The 18,404-nt window shown below is 71.7% G+C and carries 17 protein-coding genes; 11 read left to right on the top strand and 6 right to left on the bottom strand.

Translation table 11 applies throughout. The features are described 5' to 3' along the window. Nucleotides 1-147: 147 nt before the first annotated feature. The 4 genes from IE124_RS20110 to IE124_RS20095 are packed head-to-tail and all read left to right on the top strand — an operon-like array spanning nucleotide 148 to nucleotide 3,757. Nucleotides 148-1,053, top strand: a complete 906-nt coding sequence (locus IE124_RS20110) for an ABC transporter ATP-binding protein (RefSeq protein ID WP_189509238.1) — start codon at nucleotides 148-150, stop codon at nucleotides 1,051-1,053. Next, nucleotides 1,050-1,799 (top strand): ABC transporter permease, encoded by a 750-nt coding sequence (locus IE124_RS20105; RefSeq protein WP_189509237.1) that lies wholly within the window; start codon nucleotides 1,050-1,052, stop codon nucleotides 1,797-1,799. Before IE124_RS20110 ends, IE124_RS20105 begins: the two co-directional genes overlap by 4 nt. Before the next feature lie 18 nt (nucleotides 1,800-1,817). Beyond that, entirely contained in the window at nucleotides 1,818-3,116 is a 1,299-nt protein-coding gene (locus tag IE124_RS20100) for a sensor histidine kinase (protein ID WP_189509236.1), read from the top strand. Beyond that, entirely contained in the window at nucleotides 3,113-3,757 is a 645-nt protein-coding gene (locus IE124_RS20095; RefSeq protein WP_189509235.1) for a response regulator, read from the top strand. Before IE124_RS20100 ends, IE124_RS20095 begins: the two co-directional genes overlap by 4 nt. Before the next feature lie 15 nt (nucleotides 3,758-3,772). Here the strand turns inward: IE124_RS20095 and glgX are convergent, their stop codons facing one another. Continuing rightward, nucleotides 3,773-5,974 (bottom strand): glycogen debranching protein GlgX, encoded by a 2,202-nt coding sequence (gene glgX, locus IE124_RS20090; protein WP_189509234.1) that lies wholly within the window; start codon nucleotides 5,972-5,974, stop codon nucleotides 3,773-3,775. 235 nt (nucleotides 5,975-6,209) lie between these two features. Between glgX and IE124_RS20085 the strand changes: the two genes are divergently transcribed. The 7 genes from IE124_RS20085 (at nucleotide 6,210) to IE124_RS20055 (ending at nucleotide 13,128) form a co-directional block, all read left to right on the top strand. After that, on the top strand, nucleotides 6,210-7,376 hold the full coding sequence (locus tag IE124_RS20085) for a L,D-transpeptidase (RefSeq protein ID WP_229832657.1): 1,167 nt from the start codon (nucleotides 6,210-6,212) through the stop codon (nucleotides 7,374-7,376). A 219-nt stretch (nucleotides 7,377-7,595) separates the two neighbouring features. Continuing rightward, on the top strand, nucleotides 7,596-8,858 hold the full coding sequence (locus tag IE124_RS20080; protein WP_189509232.1) for a L,D-transpeptidase: 1,263 nt from the start codon (nucleotides 7,596-7,598) through the stop codon (nucleotides 8,856-8,858). Between the two features lie 86 nt (nucleotides 8,859-8,944). Next, nucleotides 8,945-9,712 carry an enoyl-CoA hydratase/isomerase family protein gene (locus IE124_RS20075; protein ID WP_189509231.1) on the top strand — a complete coding sequence of 256 codons (768 nt, stop codon included), beginning with the start codon at nucleotides 8,945-8,947 and terminating at the stop codon, nucleotides 9,710-9,712. 95 nt (nucleotides 9,713-9,807) lie between these two features. Beyond that, nucleotides 9,808-10,314 (top strand): ATP-binding protein, encoded by a 507-nt coding sequence (locus IE124_RS20070; RefSeq protein WP_189509230.1) that lies wholly within the window; start codon nucleotides 9,808-9,810, stop codon nucleotides 10,312-10,314. A 417-nt stretch (nucleotides 10,315-10,731) separates the two neighbouring features. After that, nucleotides 10,732-11,511 (top strand): polysaccharide deacetylase family protein, encoded by a 780-nt coding sequence (locus tag IE124_RS20065; protein ID WP_189509229.1) that lies wholly within the window; start codon nucleotides 10,732-10,734, stop codon nucleotides 11,509-11,511. Beyond that, nucleotides 11,511-12,695 (top strand): YncE family protein, encoded by a 1,185-nt coding sequence (locus IE124_RS20060; RefSeq protein ID WP_189509228.1) that lies wholly within the window; start codon nucleotides 11,511-11,513, stop codon nucleotides 12,693-12,695. Before IE124_RS20065 ends, IE124_RS20060 begins: the two co-directional genes overlap by 1 nt. A gap of 217 nt (nucleotides 12,696-12,912) precedes the next feature. Then, nucleotides 12,913-13,128: an EF-hand domain-containing protein gene (locus tag IE124_RS20055; RefSeq protein WP_189509227.1), complete on the top strand. Its 216-nt coding sequence runs from the start codon at nucleotides 12,913-12,915 to the stop codon at nucleotides 13,126-13,128. Nucleotides 13,129-13,198: 70 nt separating this feature from the next. On the opposite strand, the gene IE124_RS20050 is transcribed toward IE124_RS20055, so the two are convergent. From IE124_RS20050 to gcvT, 5 genes are all read right to left on the bottom strand, one after another. Next, nucleotides 13,199-13,768: a hypothetical protein gene (locus IE124_RS20050; RefSeq protein ID WP_189509226.1), complete on the bottom strand. Its 570-nt coding sequence runs from the start codon at nucleotides 13,766-13,768 to the stop codon at nucleotides 13,199-13,201. Between the two features lie 198 nt (nucleotides 13,769-13,966). Next, on the bottom strand, nucleotides 13,967-15,337 hold the full coding sequence (locus IE124_RS20045; RefSeq protein ID WP_189509225.1) for an L-serine ammonia-lyase: 1,371 nt from the start codon (nucleotides 15,335-15,337) through the stop codon (nucleotides 13,967-13,969). A 160-nt stretch (nucleotides 15,338-15,497) separates the two neighbouring features. Next, nucleotides 15,498-16,766 carry a serine hydroxymethyltransferase gene (glyA, locus tag IE124_RS20040; protein WP_229832629.1) on the bottom strand — a complete coding sequence of 423 codons (1,269 nt, stop codon included), beginning with the start codon at nucleotides 16,764-16,766 and terminating at the stop codon, nucleotides 15,498-15,500. 31 nt (nucleotides 16,767-16,797) lie between these two features. Beyond that, nucleotides 16,798-17,175 carry a glycine cleavage system protein GcvH gene (gcvH, locus tag IE124_RS20035; protein WP_024756552.1) on the bottom strand — a complete coding sequence of 126 codons (378 nt, stop codon included), beginning with the start codon at nucleotides 17,173-17,175 and terminating at the stop codon, nucleotides 16,798-16,800. Nucleotides 17,176-17,252: 77 nt separating this feature from the next. After that, nucleotides 17,253-18,377 (bottom strand): glycine cleavage system aminomethyltransferase GcvT, encoded by a 1,125-nt coding sequence (gcvT, locus tag IE124_RS20030; protein WP_189509224.1) that lies wholly within the window; start codon nucleotides 18,375-18,377, stop codon nucleotides 17,253-17,255. Nucleotides 18,378-18,404 lie beyond the last annotated feature (27 nt).

Genomic DNA, 18,404 nt, shown 5'->3' with positions numbered 1-18,404 from the left:
ATACGGTTCACCACTGACACGTCTCATCCGGTTTTCGGCCGCACCTCACACCCTCCGGAAGTCGTACCGCCATCAACCGATCGGTTGACGGTGATTCGAGCGCGATGGCCGATACCGGCGATCCGCCCGGATCGCGAGGCTTGGGCCATGACAGCGATCGAGGTGCGCGGACTGCACAAGACCTACGGCGACCGGAAGGTCGTCGACGGGGTCTCCTTCGACGTCGGCGAGGGCGAGATCTTCGGGATCCTCGGGCCCAACGGCGCCGGCAAGACCACCACCGTGGAGTGCGTCGGGGGACTGCGGACCCCCGACGAGGGGCGGGTGCGCGTCTGCGGGTACGACCCCGGCACACAGCGCGCCGACGTCACCCGGGTCCTCGGCGTCCAACTCCAGGACAGCGAACTCCAGCCGAAACTGACCGTCCGCGAGGCGCTCGACCTGTACGCCTCCTTCTACGAGCGGCCCGCCGACCGGCACGAGCTCGCGGAGCGGCTCGGACTGCTCCCGCAGCTGAGGACCCGGTTCGGGAAGCTCTCTGGTGGCCAGAAACAGCGGCTGTTCATCGCCCTCGCCCTGATCGGCAGGCCGAAGGTCGTCGTCCTCGACGAACTCACCACCGGGCTCGACCCGCGCGCCCGCCGCGAGGCCTGGGAGCTCGTCGAATCGATCAGGGACAGCGGGGTGACCGTCCTGCTCGTCACCCACTTCATGGAGGAGGCCCAGCGCCTCTGCGACCGGATCGCCGTCATCGACCGGGGCCGGGTCGCCGCACTCGACACCCCCGCCGGCCTCATCGGGCGGTCGTCGGCCGCCAAGGAGATCTCCTTCGCGTCGCGCACACCGCTCGACCCCGCGGAGCTGCGCGCGCTCCCCGGGGCCGCGGGGGTGGAGACGAAGGACGGCCGGACCGCCGTCCACGGCACCGACGAGACCGTCACCGCCTTCGTCTCCCTCCTGGCCCGCCGGGGCGTCACCGCCGCCGGGCTCCGCGTCGTCGACGCCACACTCGACGACGCCTTCCTCGACCTGACAGGAGCCGACCTCCGATGAGCGCCGCCACCGCCACCCGTACCGTCCTGCGCACCGAGGCCCGGCTCTTCGCCCGCGAACCCGGCTCCCTGTTCTGGGTGGTGATCTCCCCGACGGTCCTGCTCACGATCCTCGGTCTCATCCCCTCCTTCCGGGAGGTCTCGGAAGACCTCGGCGGACGCCGGGTCATCGACCTCTACGTCCCCGTCGCCGTCCTGTTCGCCCTGATCATGTCCGGCATCCAGGCCATGCCCCCGGTCCTCTCCGGCTACCGCGAACGCGGCATCCTGCGCCGGATGTCCACCACCCCCGTACGCCCCGGGACGCTGCTCACCGCTCAGCTCGCCCTGCACGCGGCCGGCGCGCTCGTCTCCGCGCTGCTCGTGATCTCCGTCGGCCGGCTCGCCTTCGGCGTCGCCCTGCCGGAGAACCTCCCCGGCTACGCCCTCGCCCTGCTCCTCGCCGTCGCGGGCGGGCTCGCGCTCGGCGCCGCCGTGTGCGCGGTCTCCCGCACGCAGAAGATCGCCACCGCCGTCGGTTCGGCCGTCTTCTTCCCCACCATGTTCACGGCGGGCGTCTGGGTGCCCGTCCAGGCCATGCCGGATACCCTGCAGCGGATCGTGCAGCTCACACCGTGCGGCGCCGCGTCCCAGGCACTCGACACGGCCATGTCCGGCGGCTGGCCCGGCTGGGCCCCGCTCGCCGTCATGGCCGCGTGGACGGTGGGCCTGACCGCCGCGGCGGCGCGCTGGTTCCGCTGGGAGTGAGTGAGAGGGGGCGGCGGGGTGGCCACCACCGTCGAGGAGCGCTGGCGCCAGTTCTTCAGATGGGGACCGTACGGACTGCTCGGCCTCGCCACGGCGATCGCCGCGGCGTCGGCGGACCTGTTCATGGACCGTACGGAGAAGGTGGCGGCCGGTGCCCTGGTGGCGGCGGCGCTCCTCCTCCACGTCGTGTGGGACCTCCGCTGCCGCCGGGTGGTCGCGACCATCGGGTGGGGGCCCGAGCAGCACGGCTCCGGACCGGTCCTCGTGCCGGCGGCGCCGGGGCCCGCCCTCGTCGTCCACTTCGTCCTCCGTACCGCCCTCGCCTTCGCGTTGACCTGGCTCAATCCCTTCTTCGCGATCTACGCCTGCGCCGGCTACTTCGACGCCACCCATCTGCTGCCCCGCCGTCTCGCCCATGCCGGGCTTCTCGTCACCGCCGTGACGATGGCCGGCTCCCAGTCAGGAGGGCTGCCGCCCGCCTCCCTCATGCAGTGGCTCGCCTTCGGCGGACTCTTCGCCCTGAACGCCTGCCTCGCCATGGGCTTCTCGCACCTCGCCACGAAGGACGCCGAGAAGGCCGCCGAACGCACCGCCACCATCGCCGAGCTCGGCCGCACCAACGCCCGCCTCGAACAGGCGCTCGCCGAGAACGCGGCCCTCCAGGCCCAGCTCCTCCTCCAGGCCAGGGAGGCCGGGGTCGCCGACGAGCGCCGCCGGCTCGCCGCCGAGATCCACGACACCATCGCCCAGGGCCTCACCGGCGTCATCGCCCAGCTCCAGGCCGCGAGCGCCACCCCCGACCGCGAGCGCGCCGACGCCCACCTCCGGCGGGCGGCCGGGCTCGCCCGGGAGAGCCTCGGCGAGGCCCGCCGCTCCGTCCGGAACCTCGGCCCGGCCGCCCTGGAGCACGACACCCTGCCCGAGGCCCTGCGCAAGACCGTCGCCGACTGGGCCGAACGCAGCGGCGTCGACACCCGGTTCACCGTCACCGGCACAGAGCTGCCCCTCCACGACGAGGTCGCCGCCACCCTCCTGCGGATCGCGCAGGAGGCCCTGTCCAACGCCGCCCGCCACTCCGGCGCCTCCCGGGCCGGCGTCACCCTGTCCTACATGGACGACGAGATCACCCTCGACGTACGGGACGACGGCCGCGGCTTCGACCCGCTCGCTCCGCCCGAACGCGCCGGTACGGGCCACGGGTTCGGCCTCGACGGCATGCGGGCCCGCGCCGAACGCCTCACCGGCACCGTCACCGTGGAGGCCGCCCCGGGCGAGGGCACGGCGATCTCCGCTCGCGTACCTTGGGGCGCGCCATGACTGACATCACCCTGCTGATCGTCGACGACCACCCCGTCGTACGGGACGGCCTGCGCGGCATGTTCGCCGCGGCCGGCTCCGGCTTCCGCGTCCTCGGCGAGGCCTCCGGCGGCGTCGAGGGCGTCGAGCTCGCCCTGCGCCTCGACCCGGACGTCGTCCTCATGGACCTGCGCATGCCCGGCGGCGGCGGTGTCGACGCCATCGCCGAGCTCACCCGCCGCGGCGCCCGCTCCCGGGTCCTCGTCCTCACCACGTACGACACGGACACCGACACCCTCCCGGCGATCGAGGCGGGCGCCACCGGCTACCTCCTCAAGGACGCCCCGCGCGAGGAGCTGTTCGCGGCCGTCCGGTCCGCCGCCGAGGGCCGCACGGTCCTCTCCCCGGCCGTCGCCACCCGCCTGGTCACCGCCGTCCGCACCCCCGCACCGGTCGCCGACACCACCCTCTCCGCCCGGGAGAGCGAGATCCTCGGCCTCGTCGCGAAGGGCACCGCCAACCGCGCCATCGCCGCCGAGCTCTTCATCAGCGAGGCCACCGTGAAGACCCATCTCACCCACATCTACGGCAAGCTGGGGGTCAAGGACCGGGCGGCCGCCGTCGCCGCCGGATACGACCGGGGCATCCTGGGCCGCACCTGACAGCCGCCCGCCCGCTCACTCCCTGACCCGCAGCAGCACCGTCGAGCGCGCCCCCACCGTGATCGTCCCGCCGCCCCGGTGCACCGTGCCCGGCGCCCGTGACTGGTCCTCCCGGGTGGTGTCGACGAGGAGCTCGTACGACTCCGCCCAGGGCGGACCCGGCAGCCGGAACTCCAGCGGCGTGTGGCCGGCGTGCAGGACGGCGAGGAAGCTGTCGTCGGTGATCTGCTCCCCGCGCTCGTCCCGGCCCGGGATGTCCCGGCCCGAGAGGTAGAGGCCGAGCGTCGCCGTCGGCGCGTACCAGTCCCGCTCCGTCATCTCGGCCCCGTCCGCGCCGAACCAGGCGAGGTCCCGCAGCCCGTCCGCGCCCTGTGCCCGCCCCGAGAAGAAGGCCCGGCGGCGCAGCACCGGGTGGCGGTGGCGCAGGGCGAGCAGCCGGCGGGTCAGGGCGAGGAGCTGGGCCCGCCCCGGGTCGTCCGGCAGCGACCAGTCGAGCCAGCCGATCTCGTTGTCCTGGCAGTACGCGTTGTTGTTGCCGCCCTGCGTGCGTCCCATCTCGTCGCCGGCGACGAGCATCGGCACCCCGGTCGACAGGAGGAGGGTGGTGAGGAGGTTGCGGAGCTGGCGCAGGCGCAGCGCCTGGATGCCGGGGTCGTCGGTCTCGCCCTCGGTCCCGCAGTTCCAGGAGCGGTTGTCGTGGGTGCCGTCCCGGTTCCCCTCGCCGTTGGCCTCGTTGTGCTTCCGCTCGTACGTGACGAGGTCCCGGAGGGTGAAGCCGTCGTGGGCGGTGACGAAGTTGACCGAGGCGTACGGCCGCCGGCCGCCCCAGGCATAGAGGTCGCTGGAGCCGGAGAGCCGGTAGCCGAGGTCCCGCACATCGGGCAGCGCGCCCCGCCAGAAGTCCCGTACGGCGTCCCTGTAGCGGTCGTTCCACTCCGTCCACAGGGGCGGGAAGGCGCCCACCTGGTAGCCGCCGTTGCCCACGTCCCAGGGCTCGGCGATGAGTTTGACCCGGCGGAGCACCGGGTCCTGGGCGATGACCGCGAGGAAGGGGGAGAGCATGTCGACGTCGTGCATCGAGCGGGCCAGGGCGGCCGCCAGGTCGAAGCGGAAGCCGTCCACACCCATCTCCGTCACCCAGTAGCGGAGGCTGTCGGTGATGAGGCGCAGCACCTGCGGCTGCACCACGTGCAGCGTGTTGCCGCAGCCCGTGTAGTCGGCGTACCGGCGGGCGTCGGACTGGAGGCGGTAGTAGCCGCGGTTGTCGATGCCCTTGAGGGAGAGGGTGGGGCCCAGCTCGCCCGCCTCCGCCGTGTGGTTGTAGACGACGTCGAGGATGACCTCGATGCCGGCCGCGTGCAGCGCCCGCACCATCCGTTTGAACTCGCCGACCTGCTGCCCGGTCGTCCCCGAGGACGAGTAGGCCGCGTGCGGGGCGAAGTAGCCGAGGGAGTTGTACCCCCAGTAGTTGCTCAGCCCGCGCCGCAGCAGATGGTCCTCGTGCGCGAACTGGTGGACGGGCAGGAGCTCGACGGCCGTCACACCGAGCCGTACGAGGTGCTCGATCGCCGCCGGGTGGGCGAGCCCCGCGTACGTGCCGCGGAGCCGCTCCGGGATGCCCGGGTGGCGCTGGGTGAATCCCTTCACGTGCAGCTCGTAGATGACCGAGTCCTGCCAGGGGGTCTTCGGCCTGCGGTCGTCCGACCAGTCGTCGTCGTCCTGGACGACGACCCCCTTGGGGACGTACGGGGCGGAGTCCCGGTCGTCGCGGACGGTGTCGGCGACGTGCTGCTGCGGCCAGTCCCGCACGTGCCCGTACACCTCGGGCGGCAGCGAGAAGTCGCCCTCGACCGCACGCGCGTACGGGTCGAGGAGCAGCTTCGCCGGATTCCAGCGGGCACCCGTCCACGGGTCCCAGCGGCCGTGCACCCGGTAGCCGTACCGCTGCCCGGCACCGATCCCGGGCACGAAACCGTGCCAGATCTCATGGGTCAGCTCGGTCAGCGGAAGCCGCCGCTCCGTGCCGTCCGCGTCGAAGAGGCACAGCTCCACGGCCTCCGCACCCCCCGCCCACAGGGCGAAGTTGGTGCCCGTCACCCCGCCCGGCCCGACCCGGCACCGGGCGCCGAGCGGCGTCGGCGCCCCCGGCCAGACGGGCGGTCGGGCCCGCTCCAGGGCATGTTCCTGTACCGCCTCCTGCTCGGCTGCGCTCGACACCGTCCCGGCCTCCCGCGGCTCGTGGGGCTCGTGGGGCCCGCACCCGGGGGAGCGGCGGCGTCCCGGCCGCCGCTCCCGCGCGTAGTTCTTTCCCGTCGTCCCCCCTGTTCTGCCCGCACGGCCGTGCTCCCAACATGGCCCGCACGCACGTTTCCCCTGGAGGGGGGCTGTCGTTGGGCCGAGCGTGAATCGTGTATGGAAGCGGGCGAGGTACGCCCTCGCGGTGGCGGGACTGATGGCGGGCCTCGCGGGCTGCACAGGAACGGACGGTGAGGGGGGCGTCGACATCTCCCTGCCGGGCAAGGCGCGGGCCCCCGGGGACGTCATCCGGGTGAGTCCGGAGGACGGCAGCCGGGGGGTGCCGGCCGAGGGCCCCGTCGAGGTACGGGTGGACAGCGGGCGGCTCGAACGGGTGACGGTCGTCCAGGTCGAGGACGCCCAGCGGACCCGGGTGCCCGGCGAGATCTCGGCGGACGGGCTGCGCTGGCGGCCCCGGGCCGACGCCCGGCTCGCGCTGGCCGCCAAGTACAGCGTGGACGCCGTCGCGCTCGATGCCCACGGCCGCCGCTCGGCCCGGCACACCACCTTCACCACCGTGGTGCCGGAGAGCCGGTTCATCGGCTACTTCAAGCCGGAGAACCGTTCCACTGTCGGCACCGGCATGATCGTCTCCTTCTCCTTCAACCGGCCGATCGAGAACCGCGACGACGTCGAGCGCGCCGTGCGCATCACCTCGGACCCGCCGGTCGAGGTCGTCGGCCACTGGTTCGGCAAGGAGCGGCTCGACTTCCGCCCCGCCGCGTACTGGCAGCCGGGCACGAAGGTGACCGTGGAGCTCGCGCTCCGCGACGTCGAGGGCGCACCCGGCGTGTACGGCATCCAGCGCAAGAAGGTCGGCTTCACGGTCGGCCGCTCCCAGGTCTCCGTCGTCGACGCCGCCGCGCACACGATGGAGGTCCGCAGGGACGGCGAGGTCCTCGCCACGGTGCCGATCACCGCGGGCGCGCCGAAGACCACCACGTACAACGGCAAGATGGTGGTCACGGAGCTGTACGACGTGACGCGGATGGACGGGCGGACGGTCGGCTTCGGCGGCGAGTACGACATCAAGGACGTCCCGCACGCGATGCGGCTCACCGAGTCGGGGACCTTCCTGCACGGCAACTACTGGGCCTCGCCCGGCACCTTCGGCTCGGCCAACGTCAGCCACGGCTGTGTGGGACTGCGGGACGAGAAGGGCGGGAGCGCGGACTCCCCGGCGGGGTGGTTCTTCGACCGGACGCTCATCGGCGACGTGGTCGAGGTGGTCAACTCCAAGGACCGGAAGGTCGCTCCCGACAACGGACTCGGCGGCTGGAACATGGACTGGGTCCACTGGAAGGCCGGTTCGGCGCTGAGGTGAGCCCGGCGTGCCGTCGGGGCTTCCCCCTCGTCTCCCCCCGCCCCTTTCGTCACCAGGCCGTCTTTCCGTCGCCTTAGCACGCCGATCGGGACGGAACGGTGACATTCGCGAGGATCTTTCGTGTCCTGCGGTGTGATTATCTAGCGCCGTGTGCGCGAGCGGATGCGCACGGGGGTGGGGCCGTGGCAGTGCCAGGCCGTGCGAGGGGAGACGACCACAGTGAACGGGCAGCCGATATCGGGGGCATCGGTAGGAGCGACGGGCCGGCGCGGCCGACGACGCGGGGGCGTCCGTCTGCAGGCGCTGGCCGCGGGGGCTCTGCTCCTCGTGCTCACCGCCTGCGGCGGCGGCGAGACCGGCGGCGCCAAGGGGGGCCAGGACCCGGCGTCGCAGGGGAGCGGCAAGGCGGAGAACGCGGCCTCCCAGGCGGTCGTGACGATCCTTCCGAAGGACGGCGCCGACTCGGTCGCCACCAGCGGGGCCCTCAAGGTCACCGCCGAGCAGGGCAAGCTGGCCACGGTCACGGTCGCCGACTCCAAGGGCACCCCGATCGAGGGCAAGATCGCGGCCGACGGTGCCAGCTGGGCGCCCACCGCCCACCTGTCCGCGGGGACCCAGTACAAGGTCCACGCCGTCGCGAAGGACGCCGAGGGCCGCGAGTCGGCGAAGGACACCACCTTCACCACCCTGGTCCCGAAGAACACCTTCATCGGCCACTACACGCCGGAGGACGGTTCGACCGTCGGCGTCGGCATGCCGGTCTCCATCAACTTCACCCGGGGCATCACCGACCCGGACGCCGTGGAGAAGGCCATCAAGGTGACGGCCCAGCCGGCCGTCGAGATCGAGGGTCACTGGTTCGGCAACGACCGCCTCGACTTCCGCCCGGAGGAGTACTGGGCCGCGGGCACCAAGGTCACCGTCGACCTCAACCTGGACGGCGTCGAGGGCCGGCCGGGCGTCTACGGCAAGCAGAAGAAGACGATCACCTTCACCATCGGCCGCCGTCAGGTCTCCACCGTCGACGCGAGCGCCAAGACGATGAAGATCGAGCGGGACGGCTCGATCATCAAGACGCTGCCGATCACCGCGGGTGCCCCGTCGACGACCACGTACAACGGTCAGATGGTCATCAGCGAGAAGTACAAGGTGACCCGCATGAACGGGGCCACGGTCGGCTTCGGCGGCGAGTACGACATCAAGGACGTCCCGCACGCGATGCGGCTCTCCACCTCGGGCACCTTCGTACACGGCAACTACTGGGCGCCGAAGAGCACCTTCGGCTCCTCCAACGTCAGCCACGGCTGCGTCGGCCTGTCGGACACGCGCGGCGCGGGCGACAGCTCGACCCCGGCCGCCTGGTTCTACGACCGCTCGATCATCGGTGACGTGATCGTCGTCAAGAACTCCAAGGACAAGCAGATCCAGCCGGAGAACGGCCTGAACGGCTGGAACATGCCGTGGTCGGAGTGGACCAAGTAAGTCGTTCGTGAGATTCGTGAGAGGGGCCCGGCGCTGTGAGCAACAGCACCGGGCCCCTCTCCGTTAACGCCGACTAACCTTCCCTCATGACTGTGAACCTCGAAGTCGCCGACGGCGTCGGCACGATCCGCCTCGACCGCCCTCCGATGAACGCCCTCGACATCGCCACCCAGGACCGGCTGCGCGACCTGGCCCAGGAGGCGACCGACCGCGACGACGTGCGGGCCGTGATCATCTACGGCGGGGAGAAGGTGTTCGCGGCCGGCGCGGACATCAAGGAGATGCAGGTCATGGACCACGTGGCCATGGTCAAGCGCTCGCGCGCCCTCCAGGACGCCTTCACGGCGATCGCCCGCATCCCGAAGCCCGTCGTCGCCGCCGTCACCGGCTACGCCCTCGGGGGCGGCTGCGAGCTCGCGCTCTGCGCCGACTACCGGATCGCCGCCGACAACGCGAAGCTGGGCCAGCCGGAGATCCTGCTCGGGCTCATCCCCGGCGCGGGCGGCACCCAGCGGCTCTCCCGGCTGATCGGCCCCTCCCGCGCCAAGGACCTCATCTTCACCGGCCGCATGGTGAAGGCGGACGAGGCCCTCACGCTCGGCCTGGTCGACCGGGTCGTCCCGGCCGCCGAGGTGTACGAGCAGGCACACGCCTGGGCCGCGAAGCTGGCCCAGGGCCCGGCGGTCGCCCTGCGGGCCGCGAAGGAGGCCGTGGACCAGGGTCTGGAGGCCGACATCGACACCGGTCTCGCGATCGAACGCACCTGGTTCGCGGGCCTGTTCGCGACCGCGGACCGTGAGAACGGGATGCGCAGCTTCGTCGAGGAGGGCCCGGGCAAGGCGAAGTTCGCCTAGAGCCTGTCCGGGGGCGCCCTTGAGCCGTTCTCCGAGGGGGCCGATTCCGCCGGAACGGCCCCCGCGGACGGCTCCGTACGGCCATGATGGGGGGCATGGCGGGCCTGGAGGGTACGGAACAACCGTGGCAGCGCGGCAGCGCCGCCGCCGCACGGTGGTCACCGGCCGTGGAAGACGAACAGGCCGCCGACGTACTGGAGTTGTACGGGAACCCGGCCGAGGGGGACGTGCGGCTGCCGTCCCGTCCCGAGTCCGCCTGGGTGGCCCGCCGGCTCACCCAGGGTGTGGTCCTGCGCCAGTGGGGCCTCGGCCCGCAGATCGCCGAGCACGCGGTGCTGCTCGTCTCGGAACTCGTCGGCAACGCCGTCCGGCACACCGGCGCCCGGTCCTTCGCACTGCGGATGCACCGGCGGCGCGGCTGGATCCGGATCGAGGTCCGCGACCCCTCGCGCGGGCTGCCGTGTCTGATGCCCGTGGGCGAGCTCGACACGAGCGGCCGGGGGCTCTTCCTCGTCGACAAGCTCTCCGACCGCTGGGGCGTGGACCTCGCGCCGCGCGGCAAGACGACCTGGTTCGAGATGCGCGTCGCCGACCGCGCCTGACCGCACCCGCCGGCCCGGCCGCGTGCGTCCGGCAGCTCCGCCCCCGGACGCACGAAAGCCCCCGTCCGCCGTGGTGGGGCGCCTGGGGGCTCTCGTCTGCTGCGCCGCGGACGGGGGGGTGTATCCGCGGTGCTATGTCGACCTTGCCCGGGTCAATGGGGGTCGTGTCTCCGACTATGACAGACAGGTGGCCTCGTAGCCAAAAGTCCCTACCGGGACGAAATCGGTCAAATAGGGATTGATTCTCTATGAATCATTGGTGACCTGCGGCACTCGCCTTGCAAACATTGAATGGCTATGCGGTTCATCGATTGTTTCCCCGGCTCGTCCGCATGCTGGACGCCTGGGAGCGGCCCGCAAACGTCCTGAATTGGCCTAATCATCACGATTCGGTCGACATCCTTCTTTACTGGTCGCGTGAAGCCGACCGACCGCCGCGGCGCCCTCCGGGTGGGAGCGGCCGCCGCCCTCGCGGGAGCCCTCGCCACCGGCTGCGGCACGGAGCCCCGCCCCGCCGCCCGCCGCCCCGGAGCCGCCCCGGGCACGGCGCCCGCCGCCGCCCCGGCCGTCGCCCCCGCCCCGCGCCGCTTCCCCGGCCGGCCCGCCGAGATCGCCCACGGGCCCCGCGACCGGCCCCGCGTCGCCCTCACCTTCCACGGCCAGGGCGACCCCGCCCTCGCCCGCACCCTCCTCGGCCAGGCGGAGAAGGCCGGCGCCCGCGTCACCGTCCTCGCCGTCGGCAGCTGGCTCGACGAACACCCCGGCATGGCCCGCCGCGTCCTCGACGGCGGCCACGACCTCGGCAACCACACCCAGCACCACACCGACATCAACACCATGACCGAGGCGGAGGCCCACGCCGAGATCGAGGCCTGCGCCACCCGGCTGCGCCGCCTCACCGGCTCCGTCGGCACCTGGTTCCGCCCCTCCAGGACCCAGCACGCCTCCCCGGCCGTCCTGCGCGCCGCCCACCGCGCCGGATACCCGCACACCCTCTCGTACGACGTCGACTCCCTCGACCACACCTCGCCCGGTGCCACCGCGATCCTCCGCAACGTCACCGGCCCCCTCCGGCCCGGCTCGGTCGTCAGCCTGCACTTCGGCTATCCGGACACCGCCGCCGCGCTGCCCCTCCTCCTCGCCGACCTCGACCGCCGCGGACTGCGCGCGGTCACCACCACGGAGCTGCTGACCTGATGGCACACCTCACCGCCCGCAGCGGAGCCCTCCTCGCCACGGCCCTGCTCGTCACCCTCGCGGGCTGCGGCGGCGCCGACCGGGCCGAGAACGGCGCCACCGGGGTCAAGAAGGCCGCCGCCCCCGCCGTGCGCAAGCCCGCCGCGGCCCCCGCCGGACTCCCCGGCATGCCGCCGCTCCTCGACCCCAACGACGTCTACGCCGCCGACCGGCCGAACAAGCTCTCCCCGGTCGTCAGGAACTTCCCCTCCCGGGTCTACGTCCCCAACACCAACTCCAACACCGTCTCCGTCATCGACCCCACCACCTACCAGGTCGTCGAGACGATCCCCGTCGGCGTCCAGCCCCAGCACGTCGTGCCCTCCTGGGACATGAAGACCCTCTGGGTCAACAACAACCGGGGCCACACCCTCACCCCCATCGACCCCGCCACCGGCATCGCGGGCAAGCCGGTCGAGGTCCACGACCCGTACAACCTCTACTTCACGCCCAACGGCAAGTACGCGATCGTCATGGCCTCCCTCGACCGCGAACTCGTCTTCCGCGACCCGCACACCATGGAGCGGAAGAAGACCGTCCCGGTGAGCTGCTACGGCGTCAACCACGCCGACTTCTCCGCCGACGGTCGCTACTTCGTCGTCTCCTGCGAGTTCTCCGGCGAACTCCTCAAGGTCGACACGGAGAAGATGGAGGTGATCGGCCAGCAGAAACTGCCCTTCGCGGGCGCCATGCCGCAGGACGTGAAGATCTCCCCGGACGGCAAGACCTTCTACATCGCCGACATGATGGCCCACGGCATGTGGGTCCTGGACGGCGAGAAGTTCACCACCCCGACCCTGATGCCCACCGGCAAGGGCGCCCACGGCCTCTACGTCAGCCGGGACTCCCGCGAGATGTACGTCCCCAACCGCGGCGAGGGCTCGATCTCCGTCTTCGACTTCGCGAAGAACAAGCTCACCAAGAAGTGGTGGCTCCCGGACGGCGGCTCACCCGACATGGGCGGCGTCTCCGCCGACGGCAAGGTCCTGTGGCTCTCCGGGCGTTACGACTCCGAGGTGTACGCCATCGACACGACCAGCGGCGAACAGCTCGCCCGCATCCCCGTCGGCGGCGGCCCCCACGGCCTCGCCGTCTACCCCCAGCCCGGCCGCTACTCCCTCGGCCACACCGGCGTCTTCCGGTAGGCCGAGCTCCAGCGGGGGAGGGCCCGGCAGGGCGTCGGCCATCGTCAGCAGGTCGATCGTTTCACCACCGTCGTGGCGCCGTCCGGGGGCGGGAACTCCCCCCGTGCCGCCCCCGCCAGGATCCGTGCCACTTCGCTGCTCATACCGCCATCATCCGGCAGGAGCGGGCCCGCTAATCTGACCCCCGTCAGAGAAGCACCAAGAAGGGGCGGAAGCAGTGGCGGACATCGAGTCGGCACGCACGGCATTCAACCAGTTCGACGCGGACGGCGACGGCTTCATCACCGCCGCGGAGTACAAGAGCCTCATGGCCCGCCACGGCGACTTCAACGTCACCGAGGCGGTCGCCGAGGTCCTCATCAAGCAGCGCGACGCCAACGGCGACGGCGTCCTGTCCTGGGACGAGTTCTGGGCGCACTACAACAAGGCCTGATCCGCGCGCCCGGGCAGGCGGCGCCGGCCTGAGCTGCCGCCCGCCCGGGGCTCGGTCACCGGGTCAGGCCCTAACCCCGCAGGGCGACGTGGAACGACGAGCCCCACAGCACGAGCGCCGCGCCCAGGCCCACCACCGCGCGGACCGTCTCCGCGCTGCCTCCGGCCGCGAGGACGCCGAGGCCCACCAGCGAGACCGCCGTCAGGAGGCCGGCCGTCCACGTGTACTGCGGCTGGTCGAAGAGGCGCGCCAGCGGGAAGAAGTGCAGACCGACGACGAGGCAGATCCCGACCGGGATGAACTCCGCGTGGCCCGAGGCGTTCGACGCGGCGATCACCGCGAAGATCGCCAGCAGCTCGGCACCGTTGACCAGGCCGACCCCGCGGTTCCACTTCTCCGGCAGCCGCACCAGCCGGTTCACCGGCCCCCGGGTCCCCCGGAAGGCCACCACGACCGCACCCGCCGCCACGACCACCCCGAGGACACCGACGGCGACCGACACCGGGCCTGCCGCGATCCCCGAACCCCCCGCGAGGGCCCAGACGAGACCGAAGACGGCAAGGACGATCGCGCCGCGGCGGCGCAGCCCGCGCGTGAGGGCGAGGCACTCCGCGTCGGTGGTCTCTGTCTGCGTGGTCATGACGCGGACACTACAGGCCTCGGACGGTGAGTGATCGGTCTTTCGCCCGTCGGGGACAAGGCCGCTGCCGGAGGGGTGGTGACCGGCGGGCGGAGGCGGCCACCGCGTCGATCCGGTTGCACGCCCATGCCCGCTGTAGAAGACGAATCCCCCGACCGGTCGCGCACCGGTCGGGGGATTCGTTCTCGGCCTGGGGCCTCAGCACTCGATGATGTTCACCGCGAGACCGCCGCGGGCGGTCTCCTTGTACTTGACGCTCATGTCCGCGCCCGTCTCCTTCATGGTCTTGATGACCTTGTCGAGGGAGACCAGGTGGCTGCCGTCGCCGCGCATCGCCATCTTCGCGGCCGTGACCGCCTTGACCGCCGCCATGCCGTTCCGCTCGATGCACGGGATCTGCACGAGGCCGCCGACCGGGTCGCAGGTCAGGCCCAGGTTGTGCTCCATGCCGATCTCGGCCGCGTTCTCCACCTGCTCCGGGGTGCCGCCGAGGACCTCGGCGAGCGCGCCCGCCGCCATCGAGCAGGCCGAGCCGACCTCGCCCTGGCAGCCGACCTCGGCGCCGGAGATGGAGGCGTTCTCCTTGAAGAGCATGCCGACCGCGCCGGCCGCGAGCATGAAGCGGACGATGCCGTCCTCGTCGGCGCCGGGCACGAAGTTCGTGTAGTAGTGCAGGACCGCCGGGATGATGCCGGCCGCGCCGTTCGTCGGGGCGGTGACCACCCGGCCGCCCGCCGCGTTCTCCTCGTTCACGGCCATCGCGTAGAGGGTGATCCACTCCATCGCAAGCGCCGCCGGGTCGCCCTCGGAGCGCAGCTTGCGGGCCGTGTTCGCGGCGCGGCGGCGCACCTTCAGGCCGCCCGGCAGGATGCCCTCGCGGGTCATGCCGCGCGAGACGCAGGCCTGCATGACCCGCCAGATCTCCAGGAGCCCGGCGCGGATCTCGTCCTCGGTGCGCCAGGCCTTCTCGTTCTCCAGCATCATCGAGGAGATCGAGAGACCGGTCTCCTTGGCGAGGCGCAGCAGCTCGTCGCCCGTGCGGAAGGGGTACTTCAGGACGGTGTCGTCCGGGACGATCGGGTTCTCGCCCGCGACCGCGTCCTCGTCCACGACGAAGCCGCCGCCGACCGAGTAGTAGGTCTTCTCCAGGACGAGCGCGCCCTCGGCGTCGTACGCGAAGATCGTCATGCCGTTGGCGTGGTACGGGAGCGCCTTGCGGCGGTGCAGGATCAGGTCGGCGTCGAAGTCGAAGGGGATCTCGTGCGCGCCGAGGAGGTTGATCCGGCCGCTCGACTTGATCCGCTCGACCTCGTCGTCCGCGGTCTCCACGTTCACCGTGCGGGGCGAGCTGCCCTCCAGGCCGAGGAGCACCGCCTTGGGGGTGCCGTGGCCGTGGCCGGTCGCGCCCAGGGAGCCGTACAGCTCCGCCCGTATGGCCGCCGTGTGGGCGAGCAGGCCCTCGTTCTTGAGGCGGCGGGCGAACATCCGGGCCGCGCGCATCGGGCCCACCGTGTGGGAGCTGGACGGGCCGATGCCGATCGAGAACAGGTCGAAGACCGAGATGGCCACGGGGGACTCCTTGTGGGGGGCTAGACGCCGTTGTCTGCCGGGGTGGTGCAGAAACGTTGATCATGGGGCGGGGCACCGCGCTCACTGTCCAGTGTGCGCGGTGCCCCAGAGGTTCCGTACGAACGCAATCGGAACTAAAGCGTACGAAGAGCGTACGAAATTACTTCAGGCCGGGGTACAGCGGGTGCTTGTCGGCCAGCGCGGTCACCCGGGCCTTGAGGGCCTCGGCCTTCTCGCCGTCGAAGCCGGGCTTCAGGGTCTCCGCGATGATGTCGGCGACCTCGGTGAAGTCCTCGGTGTCGAAACCGCGGGTCGCCAGCGCCGGCGTGCCGATGCGCAGACCCGAGGTGACCATCGGCGGGCGCGGGTCGTTCGGAACGGCGTTCCGGTTGACCGTGATGCCGACCTCGTGGAGACGGTCCTCGGCCTGCTGGCCGTCGAGCTCCGAGTTGCGCAGGTCGACGAGGACCAGGTGCACGTCCGTGCCGCCGGACAGGACCGAGACACCGTGCGCGGTGACGTCGTCCTGGACCAGGCGCTCGGCGAGGAGGCGGGCGCCGTCCAGGGTGCGCTGCTGGCGCTCCTTGAAGTCCTCCGAGGCCGCGACCTTGAAGGAGACGGCCTTGGCCGCGATCACGTGCTCCAGCGGGCCGCCCTGGAAACCGGGGAAGACCGAGGAGTTCAGCTTCTTCGCGAACTCCTTCTTCGCGAGGATGATGCCGCCGCGGGGGCCGCCGAGCGTCTTGTGCGTGGTGGAGGTCACCACGTCCGCGTACTCGACCGGGTTCGGGTGCAGACCGGCCGCGACCAGACCCGCGAAGTGGGCCATGTCGACCCACAGCTTGGCCTCGACCTCGTCGGCGATCCGGCGGAACTCCGCGAAGTCCAGCTGACGCGGGTAGGCGGACCAGCCCGCGATGATGACCTTCGGGCGGTGCTCCTTGGCGAGGCGCTCGACCTCGGCCATGTCGACCAGACCGGCCTCGTCCACGTGGTACGCGACGACGTTGAACTGCTTGCCGGAGAAGTTCAGGCGCATGCCGTGGGTGAGGTGGCCGCCGTGCGCCAGGTCCAGACCCAGGATCGTGTCGCCCGGCTGGGCGATCGCGAAGAGGGCGGCCTGGTTCGCGGAGGCGCCGGAGTGCGGCTGGACGTTGGCGTACTCGGCGCCGAACAGGTCCTTGACCCGGTCGATCGCGATCTGCTCGGCCACGTCGACGTGCTCGCAGCCGCCGTAGTAGCGGCGGCCCGGGTAGCCCTCGGCGTACTTGTTGGTGAGGACGGAGCCCTGGGCCTCCATGACCGCGACCGGAGCGAAGTTCTCCGAGGCGATCATCTCGAGGGTGGACTGCTGGCGAAGGAGCTCGGCGTCGACGGCGGCGGCGACGTCGGGGTCCAGCTCGTGGAGGGGAGTGTTCAGAAGCGACATGAATCGATCCCTAGGGGTCTCGGGCCCGGTCTCAGCCGGCGGAGAACGCGGTGTACTCGTCGGCGGAGAGCAGCTCGTCCGGCTCGCCCGCGACACGTACCTTGAACAGCCAGCCACCCTCGAACGGAGCCGTGTTCACCAGCGACGGGTCGTCCACCACGTCCTGGTTGGCGGCGACGACCTCACCCGAGACGGGGGAGTACAGGTCGCTCACGGACTTCGTCGACTCCAGCTCGCCACAGGTCTCGCCCGCGGTGACGGTCGAGCCGACCTCGGGGAGCTGGGCGTAGACGACGTCACCGAGCGCGTTGGCCGCGAACTCGGTGATGCCGACCGTCGCGACGCCGTCCTCGGCGGCCGACAGCCACTCGTGCTCCTTGGTGTAGCGCAGCTGCTGGGGGTTGCTCATGACCTGATTCTCCTGGATCGGGGGAGTACTGATGAACGTGGGTCTCGCGGGGTGAGACCCGGGGTGAGACGACTGCGTCACTTCTGGCGCTTGTAGAACGGCAGCGCCACGACCTCGTAGGGCTCGTGGGTGCCGCGGATGTCCACACCTACACCCTCGGTGCCCGGAGCGGCGTGCGCCGCGTCCACGTAGGCGATCGCGATCGGCTTGCCGAGCGTCGGGGACGGGGCGCCGGAGGTCACCTCGCCGATCACCACGCCGTCCTTGACGACCGAGAAACCGGCGCGCGGGACCCGGCGGCCCTCGGCGACCAGGCCGACGAGCTTGCGCGGCGGGGCGGTCTCGGCGCGCTCGGCGGCCTTCTCGAGCGCCTCGCGGCCGACGAAGCGGCCGTCGTTGGTCGTCTTCTCGAACTTGACGACCCGGCCGAGACCGGCGTCGAAGGGGGTGAGGGCGGTCGTCAGCTCGTGGCCGTACAGCGGCATGCCCGCCTCCAGGCGGAGCGTGTCGCGGCAGGACAGGCCGCAGGGGATGAGGCCGACCGGGGCACCCGCCTCGGTCAGCGCCTTCCAGACGCCCTCGGCGTGCTCGGGCTTCAGGAAGAGCTCGAAGCCGTCCTCGCCCGTGTAGCCGGTACGGGCGATGAGGGCCGGCACGCCCGCGACGGTGCCGGGGAGGCCGGCGTAGTACTTCAGGCCGTCCAGGTCGGCGTCGGTGAGCGACTTCAGGATGCCGGGGGACTCCGGGCCCTGGACCGCGATCAGCGCGTACGCGTCACGGTCGTCGCGGACCTCGGCGTCGAAGCCGGCCGCGCGCTCGGTCAGCGCGTCGAGGACGATCTGCGCGTTGGAGGCGTTGGCGACGACCATGTACTCCGTCTCGCCGAGGCGGTAGACGATCAGGTCGTCGAGGATGCCGCCGTCCTCCTGGCAGATCATCGTGTAGCGGGCGCGGCCCACGCCCACCGTGGAGATGTTGCCGACGAGGGCGTGGTCGAGGAGCTCCACGGCCTGCGGACCCGTGACGGTGATCTCACCCATGTGGGAGAGGTCGAAGAGGCCCGCCTTGGTCCGGACGGCGACGTGCTCGTCCCGCTCGCTGGCGTAGCGCAGCGGCATGTCCCAGCCCGCGAAGTCGGTCATGGTCGCGCCCAGCGAACGATGCAGCGCATCGAGGGCGGTCAGACGGGGGGCAGTGCTCATGGGGTGGCTCCCGGATCCCAAGGGCGG

Origin of the sequence: Streptomyces narbonensis (assembly GCF_014649015.1) — a bacterium.
In the GTDB taxonomy this organism is placed as follows: Bacteria; Actinomycetota; Actinomycetes; order Streptomycetales; family Streptomycetaceae; genus Streptomyces; species Streptomyces narbonensis.
The sequence above is the reverse complement of the archived record's forward strand: the minus strand, read 5'-3'. Positions and strand labels throughout refer to the sequence as shown.

Excerpts from the sequence above, each read along its gene's own strand:
- IE124_RS20105 (WP_189509237.1), top strand. The coding sequence starts at position 1,050 with ATGAGCGCCGCCACCGCCACCCGTACCGTCCTGCGCACCGAGGCCCGG.
- IE124_RS20095 (WP_189509235.1), top strand. The coding sequence starts at position 3,113 with ATGACTGACATCACCCTGCTGATCGTCGACGACCACCCCGTCGTACGG.
- IE124_RS20110 (WP_189509238.1), top strand. The coding sequence starts at position 148 with ATGACAGCGATCGAGGTGCGCGGACTGCACAAGACCTACGGCGACCGG.
- IE124_RS20070 (WP_189509230.1), top strand. The coding sequence starts at position 9,808 with ATGGCGGGCCTGGAGGGTACGGAACAACCGTGGCAGCGCGGCAGCGCC.
- IE124_RS20075 (WP_189509231.1), top strand. The coding sequence starts at position 8,945 with ATGACTGTGAACCTCGAAGTCGCCGACGGCGTCGGCACGATCCGCCTC.
- IE124_RS20050 (WP_189509226.1), bottom strand. The coding sequence starts at position 13,768 with ATGACCACGCAGACAGAGACCACCGACGCGGAGTGCCTCGCCCTCACG.
- gcvT (WP_189509224.1), bottom strand. The coding sequence starts at position 18,377 with ATGAGCACTGCCCCCCGTCTGACCGCCCTCGATGCGCTGCATCGTTCG.
- IE124_RS20085 (WP_229832657.1), top strand. The coding sequence starts at position 6,210 with ATGGCGGGCCTCGCGGGCTGCACAGGAACGGACGGTGAGGGGGGCGTC.
- IE124_RS20060 (WP_189509228.1), top strand. The coding sequence starts at position 11,511 with ATGGCACACCTCACCGCCCGCAGCGGAGCCCTCCTCGCCACGGCCCTG.
- glyA (WP_229832629.1), bottom strand. The coding sequence starts at position 16,766 with ATGTCGCTTCTGAACACTCCCCTCCACGAGCTGGACCCCGACGTCGCC.
- gcvH (WP_024756552.1), bottom strand. The coding sequence starts at position 17,175 with ATGAGCAACCCCCAGCAGCTGCGCTACACCAAGGAGCACGAGTGGCTG.